Source organism: Moraxella sp. ZY210820 (assembly GCF_030674635.1).
GTDB lineage: Bacteria > Pseudomonadota > Gammaproteobacteria > Pseudomonadales > Moraxellaceae > Acinetobacter.
This window is the reverse complement of sequence record NZ_CP089978.1, coordinates 1,760,908-1,776,830: the sequence shown is the minus strand read 5'-3', so window position 1 is coordinate 1,776,830 and position 15,923 is coordinate 1,760,908. Positions and strand designations below refer to the sequence as shown.

The following is a 15,923-nucleotide window of genomic DNA, read 5'->3' as shown; positions in this document are numbered from 1 at the left end:
AAATACAAGTATTTTGGTGTTTGTACGGCTTGTTTATGCCTTGTAAAATATACTCAATTTGACAAAACAAGGTTTTAACAATGATTAAAGTGCATTGTCTGACAACAGGTTGGGTACAAATCAAAATTCATCATCAAGTGGCACGCTTTTTTGCCCGTCCTGCCCGTGTGCTTGATGTGCTGACCGATAAAAAATGGTCGCCCAAACTGCCGATTGGTTGCTGGCTGATTGAACACGATGAGGGTTTGATTTTGGTGGATACAGGCGAAAGCTCTTCCGCCAATGACAAGGGCTATCAACCGTGGTGGCACCCATTTATGCAGTTTTGCGAACGGCGTGGGGTCAAAAAACACGAAGAAGTGGGCGAAATTTTAAAGGCAAACGGCTTTGACCCTTTACGCATTGACACAGTGGTAATGACCCATATGCACGGCGACCACGCAGGCGGTATTGCCCATTTTCCAAACAGCCGATTTGTGATGAGTGAGATGGAAAAACAGGCAATCAACGCCCCCAATGCGGTGATGAACGGCTATTTGACAATGCACTATCCTGATTGGTTTAATCCTTGCGGTATCACCTTTAATGATGGGGCGTTTGAAAGTTTTGAACAAAGTCATAAATTGACCAAAGACGGCAAAATCCGCCTTGTGCCAACCGCAGGACATACGCTGGGGCATTTGGCGGTGGTGGTGGATATGGGCGAGCATTATATTTTGATTGGCGGAGATGCGTCATACAGCGAACAAGATATGCTTGCCGGCAACATTGACGGCGTATGTATGGACGGCAAATTACATAGGCAAAGCACAGCAAAAATGCGTGAGCTTTGCCAAAACAAACCCACCATTACCCAGTTCGCCCACGATGAAAAAAGCGAATATCGCCTGAAAAATAAGGTGTTTACGGTGGTAGGGGGTTAATGAGAATGCCGTTTGGATTTTGGTTCAAGCGGTGTTTTTCTTTTAAAATTTTGCAAAACAAACTTTCAGGCAGCCTGAAAAAATTTACAGACCCCTTGCAATTCGTCCTAAAATTGACTAAAATACGCAATTAGTGAATTTTAGGACTATTTTTATGAGCAATACCCCCAAAAATCCCCTAGACCAACTGGGCGATATTTCCACCAAAATAGTGGCAAGCTATGCCATTTTTGCCAAAAAATATGGCATTAGCGATAATGAATTGGCGATTTTTTATGCTCTTTGGGTCAATGAATGTCGCACGCAAAAACAAATTGCCGATGAATATGTGCTTGCCAAACAAACCATTAACACTTTATGCAAACGCTTTGAGGCAGACGGTTTAATCACAAGTATCATTAGTCAAAATGACAAACGAGAAAAAATCCTATCCTTGACCGATAAGGGTAAAGCCTTTGCTAAACCTATTATTGAACCTCTATTAAACCTTGAACAACAAATCATTGATGAGTTTGGTAATGAGCGAATGTTATTGTTATTAAAAGAAATGCAAAACTTGCAAACCTTAATGGCAAATCATTTGGAAAGTTAATTTTAATTTTATTTTTTATTTTTGGAGTAATGATGCACTGGTCTATTTTATTGGCGATTGCCATTTGTAGTGAAGTGTTTGGCACAACGATGATGAAGCTCTCACAAGGCTTTACCAAACCTTTGCCCTCTGTGGGTTTTGTGATTGGTTTTATTGTGGCGTTTTATTGTTTGTCTTTAACGCTAAAATCCATACCGCTTGGAATGGCGTATGCGATATGGTCTGGTGTCGGGCTTGTTTTGACGGCGATTGTTGGCGTGGTGGTGTTTGGCGAAAAAGTGGATTTTTGGGGAATGGCGAGCATTGGCTTGATTTTGGCTGGGGTGATAATGATGAATACGCTGTCCAAAATGGGTGGGCATTAGGATAAACATCGCTTGCAAAAAATAGCAGTGTTGTTTTTATCAATATAATTGTAAACAAGATAATTTTGTATTATAATATCACTCCATTTTTATCAAACCATTTAAGACAATGCACGAACAATTACGCCTATCCAATCAAATCTGCTTTCCCTTATACGCCTTATCCAAAGCGATGATTAAGCAATACACACCGTTTTTGGAGAGACTTGATTTGACCTATCCGCAGTATTTGGTAATGCTCGTTTTGTGGGAATTTGGCGAACAGAGTGTAGGTGAGATTGGCGACAAACTGCACCTTGATAGTGGTACGCTAACCCCACTATTAAAACGCTTACAAAACAAAGGCTTGGTGGAGCGAAAACGCTCAATGAGCGATGAGAGAAGTGTGATGATTAGCCTAACAGAAGCTGGAAAAACACTTGAAAATCAAGCCGTTGCCATTCCAGAGCAAATGCAGGCGTGTCTTAATTTATCCTTTGATGAAGTGGCACTGCTTAAAAAAATCGTGGAGCGAGTGGAGGTGTTATGTCTTTACTGAAAAACGGTCAGTGGGTTGCCGACCAAGAATTAAGCCATACCGATACCATTATCACAGAGAGTACGCCAATGGCGAACCGTTATCATTTGTACATTTCGCTGGCGTGTCCTTATGCCCACCGTGCCAATTTGGTGGTGCAATTTTTGGGCTTGCCGATTGATGTATCCAGCGTTTCGCCCTTAAAAACAGACGGTTGGGATTTTGATGAACATTATCCCGACCCCTTGTTTGGCGTGGGGCATTTGTACGAACTCTATCAAAAACACGACCGCACTTTTTCAGGCAGGGCAACCGTGCCTGTGCTGTGGGATAAGGAGGAGCATAAAATTGTCTCCAACAGTTCGGCAGATTTGGCACTGCATTTGGCAGAACATTGGCAGGATTTGGCAAAAAGTAAGCACAATCTTGCCCCCAGTCCGTTAAAAAACGACATTATCGCCCTAAACGCTTGGCTAAACGACCACATCACCGTGAAGGTCTATCATATCGGCTTTGCCAAAACCCAAAGCGATTATGAACGACATCTGTTTGAATTGTTTGATGATTTGGCAACATTAAACAACCGCCTTGCTTCGCAAAAATACCTGTTTGGCGATGACATCACGCTGTCGGACTTTTTCCTGTTTCCAACTTTGGTGCGTTTTGAAAAAGTGTATGCCACTTTGTTTAAATGCAGTTTAAAGCCTTTGTCTGAATTTAAAAACTTGTATCGTTATCTGATTGATTTGTATCAGATTGACCGTATTCAAAACACGGTGGATTTAGAATATATCGTGCAAAATTATTTTTATTCATTCGCCAATGTCAATCCCAGCCGTGTCGTGCCGAAAGTGGCAAAATTGGGGTGGGAATAAGATAACACACTGCTTGGATTAAGGTTCAAGCGGTGTTTTTTATTGGCAAAATGAGTTTTAAGGCAGCCTTAAAAAATTTTACAAAAAACTATTGCACACAATTTAATTTTAAACTATAATAATATCATTCCCACATAGGAGAGCCAAAATGAACCAAATCCACACCATCATCAACGACTTATTGTCAGTCTATTGGAAAGCCCTTATTCAGCACAAAAGCCACGTTGCCGTGATTGAAAGCGAGGGGGCAAGCCTTTTGGCAAGTCAGATGACCGATAAAATCGCCGATGAGCCAGAGACCATTAAAAATCTGCAAAATCGTCTTTTGGACTTGGGCGGTGTGATTAACTTTACGGTCAGCCAGCCCAACATCGGCACAAACTTGCGTGAAGCCTTACAAAACGATTATGAACTGCAAAAAGACGCTCGCACAGGGCTAAACAAACTCATCAAAGAAGTCGATGAGCTGGGCGATGCCACTACTCGCAACTTGATTGAAGAGATTTTTGCGGACGAAGAAGAGCATTTGGCTTGGCTAGAACAAGAGTTGTCTTTACTGGAAAAATTGGGCGAGCCGCTTTATTTGTCCAAAAGAATGTGATTAACCCACAAACTTAAACCATAGAAATTTCAACACTTTAACACGCTTATAAGGAGCATTTTATGAAAATCTTTTATCACACCTCAGCCACTGCCACAGGCGGACGAGATGGTCGCACTCAAGTTGATGATGGCTCTATCGGCTTTGATTTGGTCGGCTTTCAAAATGACAGTGGCAAAGTTGGCACCAACCCAGAACAACTGTTTGCAATGGGCTATGCCGCCTGTTTTGACAGTGCGATGAACCATATTGCCCCAAGTTTAAATATCAAACCCAAAAAATCCTCCACCACCGTTGCGGTCGGTATTGGTCAAAAAGCAGACGGTGCGTTTGGGCTAGATTTGGACATCACGATTACGGTAGAGGGCATCAGTGCCGATGACGCCAAAAAGCTCATCACAAGAGCCCACGAAGTTTGCCCCTATTCAAATGCCGTGCGTGGTAATGTCGATGTGCGTTTGCACGTGAAAGTGGTAGAAGCATTTGATTTGTAAGTTTGGTGATGAAAAACACCGTTTGCTTTTTTAAAAAAGGGCAAGCGGTGTTTTTTTATTGGCAAAATCCTTTTTTAGCCACCCCAAACCCTTGAAAAATCCGCCCATTTTTCTTATAATGATTTCATATTTTTAAACATTTAATCCTAACACAATGAACGAACAAGCCCACGCAATGCGTTTGATGAAAGACTGCATTCCCATTTTTACCGTGCTATCAGACGAAAACCGCCATTTGATTTTAAAACTTTTACTGGAAAACGGCAAAATGAAAGTCAACGACATCACCGAAAACTTACATTTATCACGCCCTGCGGTGTCGCATCATTTAAAAATTATGCTATCCGCCAATGCCGTCAGCGTAGAGCAAATCGGCAAAGAGCGGTTTTATGCGTTGGCGATGAAAGATGAAATTGAAAAAATGGGTGAACTCGTTGAATTGATGAAAAAATATTGTCCATCCAAGGAATAAACTAAAAATGAAAGCAATTGTTATTGGTGCAACAGGGGCGACAGGCAATGCCCTGACCCAATTATTATTAAATAATGAGCATTACCAAAGTGTGATGATTTTTGTGCGAAAACCTGTGGCAATCACGCACCCAAAATTAACCGTGCATTTGATTGATTTTGACCGTCCTGACACTTGGGCGGATAAAGTGCGTGGCGATGTGCTGTTTTGCTGTTTGGGGACGACCTTAAAGCAGGCAGGGAGCAAAGACAATCAACGAAAAATTGACCTAGATTATCCTGTCAATTTTGCCAAAATCGCCAAGCAAAATGACATTGCACGCTTTGTTGTCATCTCATCGCAGGGGGCAAATGCAAAAAGTCCCTTATTTTATTACCGCTTAAAAGGCGAGCTTGAAAATGCCTTACAAGCCATTGGATTAAATAAACTGACCATTGTCAGACCGCCTTTATTAAAACGAGAACATTCCGACCGTTTGGGCGAAAATTTAAGCGAAAAGATTTTATCATTTTTTAATGGATTGGGCTTGTTTCAATCTGCCAAACCAATGCCCACCGATGTTTTGGCAAGGGCAATGATTGAGGCGGCATTACAGAATAAAACAGGCATTTTGGAAAAAGAAGAGATTTGGGGGGTGGGTAATATAAATATAAATTAATTTCTTCCATCGCTAAAATGGCTTTCAGGTAGCCATAAAATATAATGTTTCTTTAATTTTTGGAATTTCAGGATATGCAAAACATTTTAATCATCAACGCCCACCAGCCTTATGATTTCTCCAAAGGCGAATTAACAAAGTCCTTAATTGATGTCGCTACCAAATCATTACAAAATAAAGGTTTAACAGTCAAACACAGTCAAGTTACCGATTATGCCGTATCTGATGAACTTGAAAAATGGCAATGGGCGGACGCAGTGATTTTCCAATTCCCAAGCAATTGGATGATGATACCGTGGCTTGCCAAAAAATATATGGACGATGTATTTACCGCAGGAATGGGTGGCATTTTGTGCAACACGGATGGTCGTTCATCAGCCAATCCGAATATCAATTACGGCACAGGCGGAAAAATGCACGGCAAAAAATATCTGCTTTCTGCCACTTTCAATGCCCCGAAAAATGCGTTTGATAATGCACAGGAATATTTATTTGCTGGCAAAGGGCTTGATGATTTGTTTTTCCCCATTCATTGTAATTTTAAATTTTTTGCAATGACAGCATTGCCGACTTTTGCTTGTTTTGATGTGGTCAAAAATCCGCAAATTGAGCAGGATTTAAAAGATTTTGAAAGCCATATCAATCTGCATTTTTAAGCTTTTTATTTTTAAAATACCGTTTGGGTTTTGGTTCAAGCGGTATTTTTATTTAAACGGTGGTGCGATAAAGCGCTTTTCAGGTAGCCTAAATCTCCCTAATTTCCCTCACTTGATTTTTTATAAATTGGGATTTTGGAAAAATAGGAGATTTGGGGCTGGCGAGTGATTTTTTAAAAGATGTAATGACTGTTTAGGGGTAAAAATGGCGATTTTTTGGAATTTGTGGCACGGCTGTACAAAAATCAGTGAGGGCTGTGCCAACTGCTATATGTATGCCGATGACAAAAAATACGGTAGAGACAGTCAAACTGTCAAAAAGACCCAAAATTTTCATTTGCCGATTAAAAAATCCAGAAATAAAACTTATAAAGTGCCGTCTGGTGAGGTGCTTTATACTTGTTTTACTTCAGATTTTTTTATTGATGAGGCGGACGAGTGGCGAGATGAAGCGTGGGCGATGATAAGGCAACGACCCGATTTGCAATTTTTTATGACCACCAAGCGAGTAGAGCGTATTGGGGCGCATTTGCCGTCCGATTGGGCGTTGTTTGATAATGTTACCATTTGTTGTACGGTTGAAAATCAAAAACAAGCCGATATCCGCCTGCCTATTTATCTTAATTTACCTCTAAAAAACAAAACCTTAATTTGCGAACCCTTATTATCCGCCATTGATTTGTCTGTTTATTTGCACGGTCTTGATAAGGTCATCGTCGGCGGAGAGTCTGGCGATAGGGCAAGGGCGTGTGATTTTGGGTGGATTTTGGCAATTCGCACCGCTTGCATTCACGCTGGTGTGGATTTTGAATTTCATCAAACAGGGGCAAATTTTATCAAAGAGGGGCGACATTACACCATTCCACGCCATCTACACCACTTGCAAGCCAAAAAAGCAGGTATTGATGTCAAATTCGTGTCATCAGATTAAACCCCTTGACTTCCCCCACCTTCCCCCTTATAATATGTTTAAATTTTTAAACCTATGAGAATATAAATGACCCTACCTGCCCAAATGAACGCAATGACCGTCCAAAAATACGGCAAACACCCTGTACAAAAGACCAGCGTACCAACACCCGCTATCGGCGATGATGATGTGCTGGTCAAGGTGCATTCAGCCAGCGTCAATCCGCTTGATTTTAAAATCAGAAATGGCGATTTAAAGCTGGTTTTGCCTTTTTCTATGCCCCTTGTGCTGGGTAATGATTTTGCTGGCACGGTGGCAGGCGTGGGCAAAAATGTGCGTGAATTTGCAGTGAGCGATGAAGTCTTTGCTCGCACGGATACCTTGCGGATTGGCAGTTTTGGGGAGTTTGTCGCTATCGACCAATCCAATCTTGCCAAAAAACCTGCCAATCTTAACTTTAATGAGTCGGCAAGTTTGCCCCTTGTGGCTTTGACCGCCTATCAAGCCTTTAAAAAAATGAACGCCAAAGCAGGCGACAAAGTGCTTATTCACGCAGGGGCGGGCGGTCTTGGCAGTGTCGCCATTCAAATCGCCAAAATTTTGGGTTTGTATGTCGCCACCACCGCAAGTAATCAGGGTTTGGCATTGGTCAAATCGCTGGGGGCTGATGAAGTGATTGATTATAAACAAGAAAATTTTTATGACAAATTATCCGATTTTGATTTTGTCTTAGATACCATTGGCGGTGAGACTTTGGAGCATTCCTTTAAGGTGCTAAAAAGGGGCGGAAAAGTTGTCAGCGTGGCAGGCGTGCCAACCAAAGATTTTGCCAAAGCAATGGGGCTGTCGTGGGTCAAACAATTTATAATGGGCTTAATCAGTGCCAAAACCCACAAAACCGCCCAAAAGTATGGGGTAAGTTATGAATTTTTGTTTATGAAACCCTCTGGCAAAGCGTTAAACATCATCAAAACTTGGGTAGAGGACGGCAAATTACGCCCAATCATTGACCAAGTATTTGTCTTTGACGACACCCAAAAAGCCCTAGAATACAGCGAAAGCGGACGAGCAAAGGGCAAGATTGTCATTCAAATTGTAGCTTAATTTAGGAAACTTTTTATGCTATTCAAGCCCTTTTCTTTCACAAACGACACAAACGCCAAAAACCGCTTTTACACTTTGGCGATGAAAGATGAAATTGAAAAAATGGGCGAATTGGTTGAATTGATGAAGAAATATTGTCCGAGCAATCAGAAATAGGATTTTCAGGCAGTCTGAAAATGAAATTGGGCAGTTAATTTGTTATAATACTTTATTTTAAAAGGTAAAAAATGAAAACCCATTTATTTGCCATTTTAATGGCGGTCAATGCCACATTCATCACCGCCTGCAATGCCGAGCCAAACAACCCCACCGCCCCCAAACAGGAAATTTTGATGAACCAGTCCGCCATTGTTTTACAAATCAACAATCAACCATTTGATTTACAATTAGAAAATAACGAAACTGCCACCGCTTTTGCCAATCTTTTACCACTTGATTTGGCAATGGACGACCATTTAAACAATGAAAAATTTGCCACTTTGCCCAAACCTTTGCCGACGAACGACCAAAAAATCGGGCGTATCAATGCGGGCGATGTCCTGCTTTGGCAAGGCGATACGGTGGTGATTTTTTATGAAAGTTTTGACAGCACTTACCGCTACACCAAAATCGGCAAAATCCACCAAACGGACGGCTTAAAAAACGCTTTGGGGCGTGGTACAGTACAGGTCAAATGGGGCAAACCATAAGCACAACACCGCTTGCAAAAATGTGGGCGGTGTTTTTTATTGAAATTGTGCAAAATCATTTTCAGGCAGCCTGAAAACTCTTGACTTCCCCCACTTTCCCCCTTATAATATGTTTAAATTTTTAAACATATCAACTTAAAAAGAGACATTCTATGTTATTTCAATCCTTTACCTTCCCAAACGGCACGACCGCCAAAAACCGCTTTTTTAAATCGGCGATGGAAGAACAGCTTGCCAAAAGCGACAAACCCACCCAAAGCCTTGTTAATCTGTACCGCACTTGGGCAAAAGGTGGGGCAGGGGTTTTGGTTACAGGCAATGTGATGATAAACAAAGAGGGCAAAGGCTCTACGCACGATGTCGTGGTGTCAAACGAAGACGATTTAAATATGCTAAAAGCGTGGGCGGACGCTGGCAAAACAGACGGCACCTTGATGATTATGCAAATCAACCACGCAGGTAAACAATCGCCCAAAGCGGTAAATCCTGTGCCGGTTGCCCCAAGTGCCGTACCCCTGGTCGGAATGGACGGCTTTATCAATCCGCCACGAGAGCTTCAAGCATTTGAAATTAAAGAGCTTATTGATAATTTTGTCAAGACCGCCCAAATCGCCCAAAAGGCAGGGTTTAGCGGTGTGCAGATTCACGCGGCACACGGTTATTTGATTAGCCAATTTTTGTCGCCACACCACAATACTCGTACCGATGACTGGGGCGGAAGTTTGGCTAACCGAATGAATTTTTTGTTAAAAATTTATCAAGGCATTCGTGAAAATGTCCGTCCTGATTTTTTGGTGGGCGTGAAATTAAATTCAGCCGATTTTCAAAAAGGCGGTTTTGATGAAAATGACAGTCTTGCCGTTGTTGCCAAACTGTCGGAATTAGGCATTGATTTTATTGAAATTTCTGGTGGAAACTACGAAAGCCCTGCTATGCTGGCTGAAAAATCCAGCACCCGCCAAAGAGAAGCCTTTTTCCTAGATTATGCCGAAAAAGCCCGCAAAATCAGCCAAGTTCCGCTCATTATCACAGGCGGATTTAGAAGCGAAACAGCGATGAATGACGCGTTAAAAAGTGGCAATTTAGATTTAATCGGCATTGCTCGTCCGCTTGCCCTAATGCCCGATTTGCCCAATCAAATCCAAAATGGCACATACCAAACGCTGACCACCAACCGCATTAAAACAGGCTTTGCACCGCTTGATAAAAAAGTCGGGGCGGTTTTGGAAATGGATTGGTATATGTCGCAAATGCGTTTAATTGGCGAAGGCAAATCGCCCAATCCGAAATTGTCGGCGTGGAAAGTGCTGTTTAATACGATTGTGGCGAATGGGAAAGCTGGATTAAGTACAGGGCGGAGTTAATTAAAAAACACCGTTTAAGTTTTGATTTTAAACGGTGTTTTTATATTCAGGCTGCCTGAATTTTCCCCAAAACAAATTCCACAAATTTCCGCACAATCGCAGACGGATAACGCTTTGAAGCATAGAGCATAAACAAATCATAATTGGGCTTGGCAAGCTCGGGCAAAATCTCCACCACACGCTTGTCTTTTATCCACTCATTTGCCGTCAAATCAGAAATTTGCCCAATCGCCTGCCCCTGCAAAACCATATATTCCACCGCATAGGCATCATTGCTGGCAAACAAAAACGGCAAGGCGATTTTCTCTTTATTCATTTGAATGATAATTTCGTTTTCGCCATTTTTTGCCCAAGTGGCAATGGGGAAATTTTTCAATTCTTTCAAGGTGCTTGGCGTACCAAAACGAGCCAATAACTCGGGGTGAGCCACCCATTTTGTGCCAAGCGTGGCGACTTTTTTGGCGATAAAATGCTCGCCGTGAAGCTCGCCAATGCGAAACGCCACATCAATGCTGTCGGCACTCAAATCCAAAATGCGTTCGGTCATCGTGGCGTGAATTTGCACATTGGGGAATTTTTGTTGAAATTCGCTGACCCACGCCAGCACAGGCTCGCATTTGGGCGGAGCGGAAATCCGCAAAATGCCTTTTAAATTTTGTTCATCGTCAAACAAAACCTGCTTGGCATTCAACAAATTATCAATGGACAAATGCACTTCGTCATAGAGTTTTTGCCCTGCCATTGTCGGTTTAACACCTGATTTTTGGCGGTCAAACAGTTGAATTTGTAAGGATTTTTCCAGCTCGGCAATTTGACGGCTAATGGTAGCAATCGGCACGCCCAATTTTTCAGCCGTTTTGGAGAGACTACCGTGTTTGATGACGGCAACAAATAGGGATAAGGCGTTTAGGTTCATTATTCCAACTCAATAATCTGAGCGATAACATCTAAAATTTTTTGAAAATTAGAGAAGTCTATGCCCGTGAAATATTCATTCTCATTTAATATGTAATCTGCAAAATCACTTTTTGTTAAAGCAATTGAATTTTGCATTTCTTTATCATCCGACTTATATATTTTTTCATCAATGACAGTAAGTTTTCCTGCCTTATCCATTTTTTTAGTCTGATATTGACCACATATACTATTTGGGGTTCCTTCATGGAAATCAGTACCTAAAAATAACTTTCTACCATGATTATCTTCTCTAGATAAGTCATTTTTATTATAGTAAAACTCAATAGAAATTTTATCTAACTCATTGGATATTTTAGGAATACACATAGTAAAAACATTATTACCTAAATTGTTAAATGATTGTTGACCATATGACCTTAAAATTTCATTATTATCCCTATCAAAAATACAAATTATCTTTCTTTGATTGGGTAATGATTTAAAATTTTCAGCCATTGTTCTTAATGTGGTATCTCCCATTTTTATATCTTCCTCATACTCAAGAAACTCTATATCTAAACGGTGATCTAGATGTTTTAGTGCAGACTTAATATGTTTCCAATCTGTTTTTCCTTCAGTAATAATTAATGGCTTAGTACTTTCTCTTATTTGAGAGTGAAGTATATCAAGCTCATATTTATAGTTATTATTTATATCAACAAATAAATCGTAAGCTTTCTTAAACTCTTCAAATCTAGAAGTATCAGTAATAATATCCCCATTTGGCATATTAACCAATAAATATTCTTCTTGGGAGAAAGTTTCTGATAGGCCTGCCAAGAAAAATGGAGAGTGCGTAGTAATGATGAACTGAACCTTTGGGAATAATTTAATCAGCTCTGGTAGAATTTTATTTTGTAATTCAATGTGTAAATGCAAGTCTATTTCATCAATAATTACAATGCCTTGTATTTCACCTAAGTTGATGCTTTTTATAAGATCTGCTCTATCTGAATATTGAATAATTGTTCCAAATATACTTAGTAGAGTGCTTTGTCCAGCCGATAGGTTATCAAGGGAAGGAACAAACTCAAGATTTGATGATACATCTATCAGTCTAATTCTAGATTGAGAAGTGCCCCTTAAATTTAAATCTAATACAATGTCTTTTTGTACAATTCTGCCAATTAATTTTTCTATATTTCTTATTGATGTTTGCAATAATTGTAAATCTTGCATTGGTCTTTTTGCATGTACTGAGCCATCGTTCTTGAATAATAAATCAGCTCTTGAATCTAGAAAAACATCTAGAATCCAAGCTTTGATATTATCTAAAGATTTTCTTACTAAAATATCTCGATTTAACTTGTTTGAAAATCTTTGAATTTCTTTAAATTGCTCTAGTTGAGAAATAGCCCCCTTATTAATCCAGTAGGGCAACTCATATCTATCAGAAGGAAAATAACAATAGGAATTAGCCAAAAAATCTTTTTCAAAAATATCGTTTTGCTCCTGATTAAATGAGGAAATTTGCTTACCTTTGTTAGATTTTAGGTTGTTGGAAATTAGATTATTTGTCGCCAAAGATATATCTATATTATCTACATCCCCATTTTTATCACAATACTCTAAAATTTCTTCTTCAACAGCAAAATTAATATACGAGAAAGCATATTGGGAATTAACTCTCATATTTTTTGAACCTGAAACTTTAAAATATTGGCGATTTAGCCCCTCATGTGGTAAAACATCTTGGAAACAATTGCTGGAAAGTTCGTAAAGGGCATCTACTATACTAGATAACAGTGTGGTTTTTCCAGTACCATTTTTCCCCAATAGAATAATTGGTTTAGGATTGTCATTGATAAATAAATCATTTTCAACCAATGAAAATTTTTCAATAGCGCCCATGTTTTCAATAAAAATATTTTTTAGATACATACTACACTCACTATGTTTGATGATGATTAAATATACATTATTTTATCACAAAAAATCCACCTTTCCAAATCCGAAAACAAACTTCCCACAAATTGCAATTCCATTCCCAATTCTAAAATTTTACAATATGCTCATTCCAATCAATCAAATGAGAGTAACCTTATGAAAAACTTATTAAAATCAACCACCCTTGCCCTAGCTTTATCTTTGTCTTTTGGTTCGGTGGCAACCGCCAAAACCAAAACGCCTGAACAGCCTGTCAAGTTAAGCATTACAAAATCAACCGCACAAAAAATCAAAACCTTTGACGGCTTAAATTTGCACTTACAAAAAGACATTCCCAACGCCCGCCCCAAAGCCGTTGTCGTGATTTCGCACGGGTTGGCGAGCCATTCTGGGGTGTTTGGCGATTTTGCTAAAACGATGAATGCAAACGACATTGCCGTCTATCGTTTTGACCATCGTGGACACGGCAAATCGGACGGACGAGACAGCATTCACATCAAAAGCTATTTTGAAATGGTGGAAGATTTGCGTTTGGTGGTGCAAAAAGCCAAAGCCGAAAATCCCAATACGCCTGTTTTTGTGCTGGGACACTCTATGGGCGGACACATTTCGGCACTGTACGGCACGAAGTACCCACACGATGTGAACGGCTTTATTTTGGCGGGGGGGGGTTACGGTATAACACAATGAATTTTGGGCATTTGCCACGCCCAGAACCAAAAGACAGTTTTGTGGACGGTTCGGTGTCTTTGACCACGCTCAACATTCCGTTTGAAGGGGCTGGTTTGTCGGTGGCTGGCGACCCGTTGATGTTGAACAAATTTTCGGTGTCTTTCCCCAACGGCTTTAAAGAAGGCATCAAATATTTAAAAGACAATGACGACAAATTTGTCGCCCCTGTAATGCTGATTAGCGGTAATAAAGATGTGTTTGTCGCCCCCAAAGATGCCATTGATTTTTATAACGAAACCAACTCGGTGGATAAAAGTTTGATTTTGTATCCAAACTTTGGGCATTTGTTGATGCTAGAAAATGGCGGACAAAAAATCAATGATGATGTGGCGGAATGGATTAACGAGCGAGTGAAATAAATTAACTAAAAGAAAACACCGTTTAATTTAAAATTAAGCGGTGTTTTTGTTTTTAAAATGGGCAAAATGATTTTCAGGCAGCCTGAAAAAATCTTACCCTTTTAATATTTCCGCCATTTCTATCCATTCATCAAACACTTGGGAGATTTTTAAAATTTCCCCTTGTTCAAAATAATAGCGATGACTTTCTAGGGCAATGGTGGAAAAAATATGGGCTTGGTAGTCCCAATTTTTATCGTCTGATTTTACCCGTTTGGCGTGGGCGATAAAGGCGTTTTTTAATAAAGCGTGCATATCGTCATACAAATGATGGCGTGGGGTTTTGATTTGCCAAAGTGCCAAAATCAGCCGTCTTTTTTCCAATAAGCGGTTGCCAATGGTTTGCATAAATCGCAATAAATTATCGCTTTCAAAACGCTTTTTGAGCAGGTCTTGATATTCCGCCTTCACTTCTTTTATCAATTTGCCGACCAAATCGCTTTTGCCTGAATAATAACGGTAAAAAGTGGTGCGGTTAATCAAGGCTTTTTCAATGATTTCTTGGGCTTGAATTTTTTCAAACGGTTTTTCGTCCAATAAGTCAATTAAGGCATTGGCAATCGCATTGTGGGTTTTAATGGTGCGTAAATCGGTCATTTTACTACTCCAACTTTTTTCAAATTATGCCTACATTTTTAATATTTTATAGGCTTATCCTGTTAAATACAAGGATTTTGGCGTTTGTGTGGGGAACTCAAAATTTATAAAATACCCACATCAACCATTTGGAAATTGAAAAAATGATTAAAGTGCATTGCCTAACAACTGGTTGGGTACAAATCAAAATTCATCATCAAGTGGCACGCTTTTTTGCTCGTCCTTTGCGTGTGTTTGATGTGCTGACTGACAGTAAATGGTCGCCCAAATTGCCGATTGGGTGCTGGCTGATTGAACACGATGACGGTTTGATTTTGGTGGATACAGGCGAGAGTAGCCGTGCCAATGACAAGGGCTATCAACCGTGGTGGCACCCATTTATGCAGTTTTGCGAACGGCGCGGGGTCAAAAAACACGAAGAAGTGGGCGAAGTGTTGAAGGCAAAAGGCTTTGACCCATTAAAAATAGACACGGTGGTGATGACCCATATGCACGGCGACCACGCAGGCGGATTGCCCAATTTCCCAAATAGCCGATTTGTTTTGACCGAGATTGAAAAACAGGCGATACAAGCCCCCAATGCGGTGTTTAATGGTTATTTGACCCAGCATTATCCTGATTGGTTTAATCCTTGCGGTATCGCCTTTGATGATGGGGCGTTTGAAAGTTTTGAACAAAGCCACAAATTAACCAAAGACGGCAAAATCCGCCTTGTGCCAACCGCAGGGCATACGCTGGGGCATTTGGCGGTGATTGTGGATATGGGCGAGTATTATATTTTGATTGGCGGTGATGCCTCTTACTCTGAACAAGATATGCTTGCTGGCAACATTGACGGCGTGTGTATGGACGGCAAATTGCATAAAGAAAGCACCGCCAAAATGCGTGAACTCTGTAAAAGAAAACCCACCATTGTGCAACTGGCTCACGATGAAAAAAGTGAATATCGGTTGAATAATAAGGTGTTTACGGTGGTTAAAGATTAGGGATTGAGCGATGAGTGTGAGTTTTAAAATGCCGTCTGAAAATTTTTAGACGGTGTTTTTGTTTTTCAGGCAGCCTGAAAATAACATTTCTTTACAAAAAAACCTTGCAAACGGTCTGAAAATTGACTATAATAATTCCAATGTCA

The 15,923-nt window shown here is 40.3% G+C and carries 21 protein-coding genes; 18 read left to right on the top strand and 3 right to left on the bottom strand.

What is annotated here, in order from left to right; translation table 11 throughout:
* The first annotated feature begins 80 nt into the window (after window positions 1-80).
* The 15 genes from LU301_RS08850 (at window position 81) to LU301_RS08780 (ending at window position 10,220) form a co-directional block, all read left to right on the top strand.
* Window positions 81-923, top strand: a complete 843-nt coding sequence (locus LU301_RS08850; protein WP_305269990.1) for an N-acyl homoserine lactonase family protein — start codon at window positions 81-83, stop codon at window positions 921-923.
* A gap of 154 nt (window positions 924-1,077) precedes the next feature.
* Complete coding sequence (locus tag LU301_RS08845; RefSeq protein WP_305269988.1) at window positions 1,078-1,515, top strand: MarR family winged helix-turn-helix transcriptional regulator; 438 nt, start codon at window positions 1,078-1,080, stop codon at window positions 1,513-1,515.
* A 29-nt stretch (window positions 1,516-1,544) separates the two neighbouring features.
* Window positions 1,545-1,880, top strand: coding sequence for a DMT family transporter (locus LU301_RS08840; RefSeq protein WP_305269986.1), 336 nt, complete (start codon window positions 1,545-1,547; stop codon window positions 1,878-1,880).
* A 109-nt stretch (window positions 1,881-1,989) separates the two neighbouring features.
* Window positions 1,990-2,418: a MarR family winged helix-turn-helix transcriptional regulator gene (locus tag LU301_RS08835; RefSeq protein ID WP_305269984.1), complete on the top strand. Its 429-nt coding sequence runs from the start codon at window positions 1,990-1,992 to the stop codon at window positions 2,416-2,418.
* The gene (locus tag LU301_RS08830; RefSeq protein ID WP_305269982.1) at window positions 2,406-3,272 is read left to right on the top strand and encodes a glutathione S-transferase C-terminal domain-containing protein; all 867 of its coding nucleotides are present in this window, start codon (window positions 2,406-2,408) and stop codon (window positions 3,270-3,272) included. The genes LU301_RS08835 and LU301_RS08830 overlap by 13 nt, the downstream gene beginning before the upstream one ends.
* Before the next feature lie 148 nt (window positions 3,273-3,420).
* On the top strand, window positions 3,421-3,873 hold the full coding sequence (locus LU301_RS08825; RefSeq protein WP_305269980.1) for a ferritin-like domain-containing protein: 453 nt from the start codon (window positions 3,421-3,423) through the stop codon (window positions 3,871-3,873).
* Window positions 3,874-3,935: 62 nt separating this feature from the next.
* The gene (locus LU301_RS08820) at window positions 3,936-4,367 is read left to right on the top strand and encodes an organic hydroperoxide resistance protein (protein ID WP_305269978.1); all 432 of its coding nucleotides are present in this window, start codon (window positions 3,936-3,938) and stop codon (window positions 4,365-4,367) included.
* Between the two features lie 154 nt (window positions 4,368-4,521).
* A complete protein-coding gene (locus LU301_RS08815) occupies window positions 4,522-4,839 on the top strand; it encodes an ArsR/SmtB family transcription factor (RefSeq protein WP_305269976.1) in 318 nt (105 codons plus the stop codon).
* 7 nt (window positions 4,840-4,846) lie between these two features.
* A complete protein-coding gene (locus LU301_RS08810) occupies window positions 4,847-5,497 on the top strand; it encodes an NAD(P)H-binding protein (RefSeq protein ID WP_305269974.1) in 651 nt (216 codons plus the stop codon).
* A gap of 74 nt (window positions 5,498-5,571) precedes the next feature.
* Window positions 5,572-6,153 carry an NAD(P)H-dependent oxidoreductase gene (locus LU301_RS08805; RefSeq protein WP_305269972.1) on the top strand — a complete coding sequence of 194 codons (582 nt, stop codon included), beginning with the start codon at window positions 5,572-5,574 and terminating at the stop codon, window positions 6,151-6,153.
* 205 nt (window positions 6,154-6,358) lie between these two features.
* Window positions 6,359-7,084: a DUF5131 family protein gene (locus LU301_RS08800; protein WP_305269970.1), complete on the top strand. Its 726-nt coding sequence runs from the start codon at window positions 6,359-6,361 to the stop codon at window positions 7,082-7,084.
* Between the two features lie 66 nt (window positions 7,085-7,150).
* A complete protein-coding gene (locus LU301_RS08795; protein WP_305269968.1) occupies window positions 7,151-8,167 on the top strand; it encodes an NADP-dependent oxidoreductase in 1,017 nt (338 codons plus the stop codon).
* 15 nt (window positions 8,168-8,182) lie between these two features.
* Window positions 8,183-8,323, top strand: a complete 141-nt coding sequence (locus tag LU301_RS08790) for a hypothetical protein (protein ID WP_305269966.1) — start codon at window positions 8,183-8,185, stop codon at window positions 8,321-8,323.
* Between the two features lie 71 nt (window positions 8,324-8,394).
* Window positions 8,395-8,856, top strand: a complete 462-nt coding sequence (locus LU301_RS08785; RefSeq protein ID WP_305269964.1) for a cyclophilin-like fold protein — start codon at window positions 8,395-8,397, stop codon at window positions 8,854-8,856.
* A 152-nt stretch (window positions 8,857-9,008) separates the two neighbouring features.
* Window positions 9,009-10,220, top strand: a complete 1,212-nt coding sequence (locus LU301_RS08780) for an NADH:flavin oxidoreductase/NADH oxidase family protein (RefSeq protein WP_305269962.1) — start codon at window positions 9,009-9,011, stop codon at window positions 10,218-10,220.
* A gap of 46 nt (window positions 10,221-10,266) precedes the next feature.
* On the opposite strand, the gene LU301_RS08775 is transcribed toward LU301_RS08780, so the two are convergent.
* Window positions 10,267-11,136 carry a LysR family transcriptional regulator gene (locus LU301_RS08775; RefSeq protein WP_305269960.1) on the bottom strand — a complete coding sequence of 290 codons (870 nt, stop codon included), beginning with the start codon at window positions 11,134-11,136 and terminating at the stop codon, window positions 10,267-10,269.
* Window positions 11,136-13,058 (bottom strand): AAA family ATPase, encoded by a 1,923-nt coding sequence (locus LU301_RS08770; protein ID WP_305269958.1) that lies wholly within the window; start codon window positions 13,056-13,058, stop codon window positions 11,136-11,138. The genes LU301_RS08775 and LU301_RS08770 overlap by 1 nt, the downstream gene beginning before the upstream one ends.
* Window positions 13,059-13,220: 162 nt before the next feature.
* On the opposite strand from LU301_RS08770, the gene LU301_RS08765 reads away from it, so the two are divergent.
* Window positions 13,221-13,754, top strand: a complete 534-nt coding sequence (locus LU301_RS08765) for an alpha/beta fold hydrolase (RefSeq protein WP_305269956.1) — start codon at window positions 13,221-13,223, stop codon at window positions 13,752-13,754.
* Window positions 13,751-14,155, top strand: coding sequence for a serine aminopeptidase domain-containing protein (locus LU301_RS08760; protein ID WP_305269955.1), 405 nt, complete (start codon window positions 13,751-13,753; stop codon window positions 14,153-14,155). Before LU301_RS08765 ends, LU301_RS08760 begins: the two co-directional genes overlap by 4 nt.
* Before the next feature lie 93 nt (window positions 14,156-14,248).
* Here the strand turns inward: LU301_RS08760 and LU301_RS08755 are convergent, their stop codons facing one another.
* The gene (locus LU301_RS08755) at window positions 14,249-14,791 is read right to left on the bottom strand and encodes a TetR/AcrR family transcriptional regulator (RefSeq protein ID WP_305269953.1); all 543 of its coding nucleotides are present in this window, start codon (window positions 14,789-14,791) and stop codon (window positions 14,249-14,251) included.
* A 143-nt stretch (window positions 14,792-14,934) separates the two neighbouring features.
* Between LU301_RS08755 and LU301_RS08750 the strand changes: the two genes are divergently transcribed.
* Window positions 14,935-15,777 (top strand): N-acyl homoserine lactonase family protein, encoded by an 843-nt coding sequence (locus tag LU301_RS08750; protein ID WP_305269951.1) that lies wholly within the window; start codon window positions 14,935-14,937, stop codon window positions 15,775-15,777.
* Window positions 15,778-15,923: the final 146 nt, after the last annotated feature.

Excerpts from the sequence above, each read along its gene's own strand:
- LU301_RS08850 (WP_305269990.1), top strand. The coding sequence starts at position 81 with ATGATTAAAGTGCATTGTCTGACAACAGGTTGGGTACAAATCAAAATT.
- LU301_RS08845 (WP_305269988.1), top strand. The coding sequence starts at position 1,078 with ATGAGCAATACCCCCAAAAATCCCCTAGACCAACTGGGCGATATTTCC.
- LU301_RS08840 (WP_305269986.1), top strand. The coding sequence starts at position 1,545 with ATGATGCACTGGTCTATTTTATTGGCGATTGCCATTTGTAGTGAAGTG.
- LU301_RS08835 (WP_305269984.1), top strand. The coding sequence starts at position 1,990 with ATGCACGAACAATTACGCCTATCCAATCAAATCTGCTTTCCCTTATAC.
- LU301_RS08830 (WP_305269982.1), top strand. The coding sequence starts at position 2,406 with ATGTCTTTACTGAAAAACGGTCAGTGGGTTGCCGACCAAGAATTAAGC.
- LU301_RS08825 (WP_305269980.1), top strand. The coding sequence starts at position 3,421 with ATGAACCAAATCCACACCATCATCAACGACTTATTGTCAGTCTATTGG.
- LU301_RS08820 (WP_305269978.1), top strand. The coding sequence starts at position 3,936 with ATGAAAATCTTTTATCACACCTCAGCCACTGCCACAGGCGGACGAGAT.
- LU301_RS08815 (WP_305269976.1), top strand. The coding sequence starts at position 4,522 with ATGAACGAACAAGCCCACGCAATGCGTTTGATGAAAGACTGCATTCCC.
- LU301_RS08810 (WP_305269974.1), top strand. The coding sequence starts at position 4,847 with ATGAAAGCAATTGTTATTGGTGCAACAGGGGCGACAGGCAATGCCCTG.
- LU301_RS08805 (WP_305269972.1), top strand. The coding sequence starts at position 5,572 with ATGCAAAACATTTTAATCATCAACGCCCACCAGCCTTATGATTTCTCC.
- LU301_RS08800 (WP_305269970.1), top strand. The coding sequence starts at position 6,359 with ATGGCGATTTTTTGGAATTTGTGGCACGGCTGTACAAAAATCAGTGAG.
- LU301_RS08795 (WP_305269968.1), top strand. The coding sequence starts at position 7,151 with ATGACCCTACCTGCCCAAATGAACGCAATGACCGTCCAAAAATACGGC.
- LU301_RS08790 (WP_305269966.1), top strand. The coding sequence starts at position 8,183 with ATGCTATTCAAGCCCTTTTCTTTCACAAACGACACAAACGCCAAAAAC.
- LU301_RS08785 (WP_305269964.1), top strand. The coding sequence starts at position 8,395 with ATGAAAACCCATTTATTTGCCATTTTAATGGCGGTCAATGCCACATTC.
- LU301_RS08780 (WP_305269962.1), top strand. The coding sequence starts at position 9,009 with ATGTTATTTCAATCCTTTACCTTCCCAAACGGCACGACCGCCAAAAAC.
- LU301_RS08775 (WP_305269960.1), bottom strand. The coding sequence starts at position 11,136 with ATGAACCTAAACGCCTTATCCCTATTTGTTGCCGTCATCAAACACGGT.
- LU301_RS08770 (WP_305269958.1), bottom strand. The coding sequence starts at position 13,058 with ATGTATCTAAAAAATATTTTTATTGAAAACATGGGCGCTATTGAAAAA.
- LU301_RS08765 (WP_305269956.1), top strand. The coding sequence starts at position 13,221 with ATGAAAAACTTATTAAAATCAACCACCCTTGCCCTAGCTTTATCTTTG.
- LU301_RS08760 (WP_305269955.1), top strand. The coding sequence starts at position 13,751 with ATGAATTTTGGGCATTTGCCACGCCCAGAACCAAAAGACAGTTTTGTG.
- LU301_RS08755 (WP_305269953.1), bottom strand. The coding sequence starts at position 14,791 with ATGACCGATTTACGCACCATTAAAACCCACAATGCGATTGCCAATGCC.
- LU301_RS08750 (WP_305269951.1), top strand. The coding sequence starts at position 14,935 with ATGATTAAAGTGCATTGCCTAACAACTGGTTGGGTACAAATCAAAATT.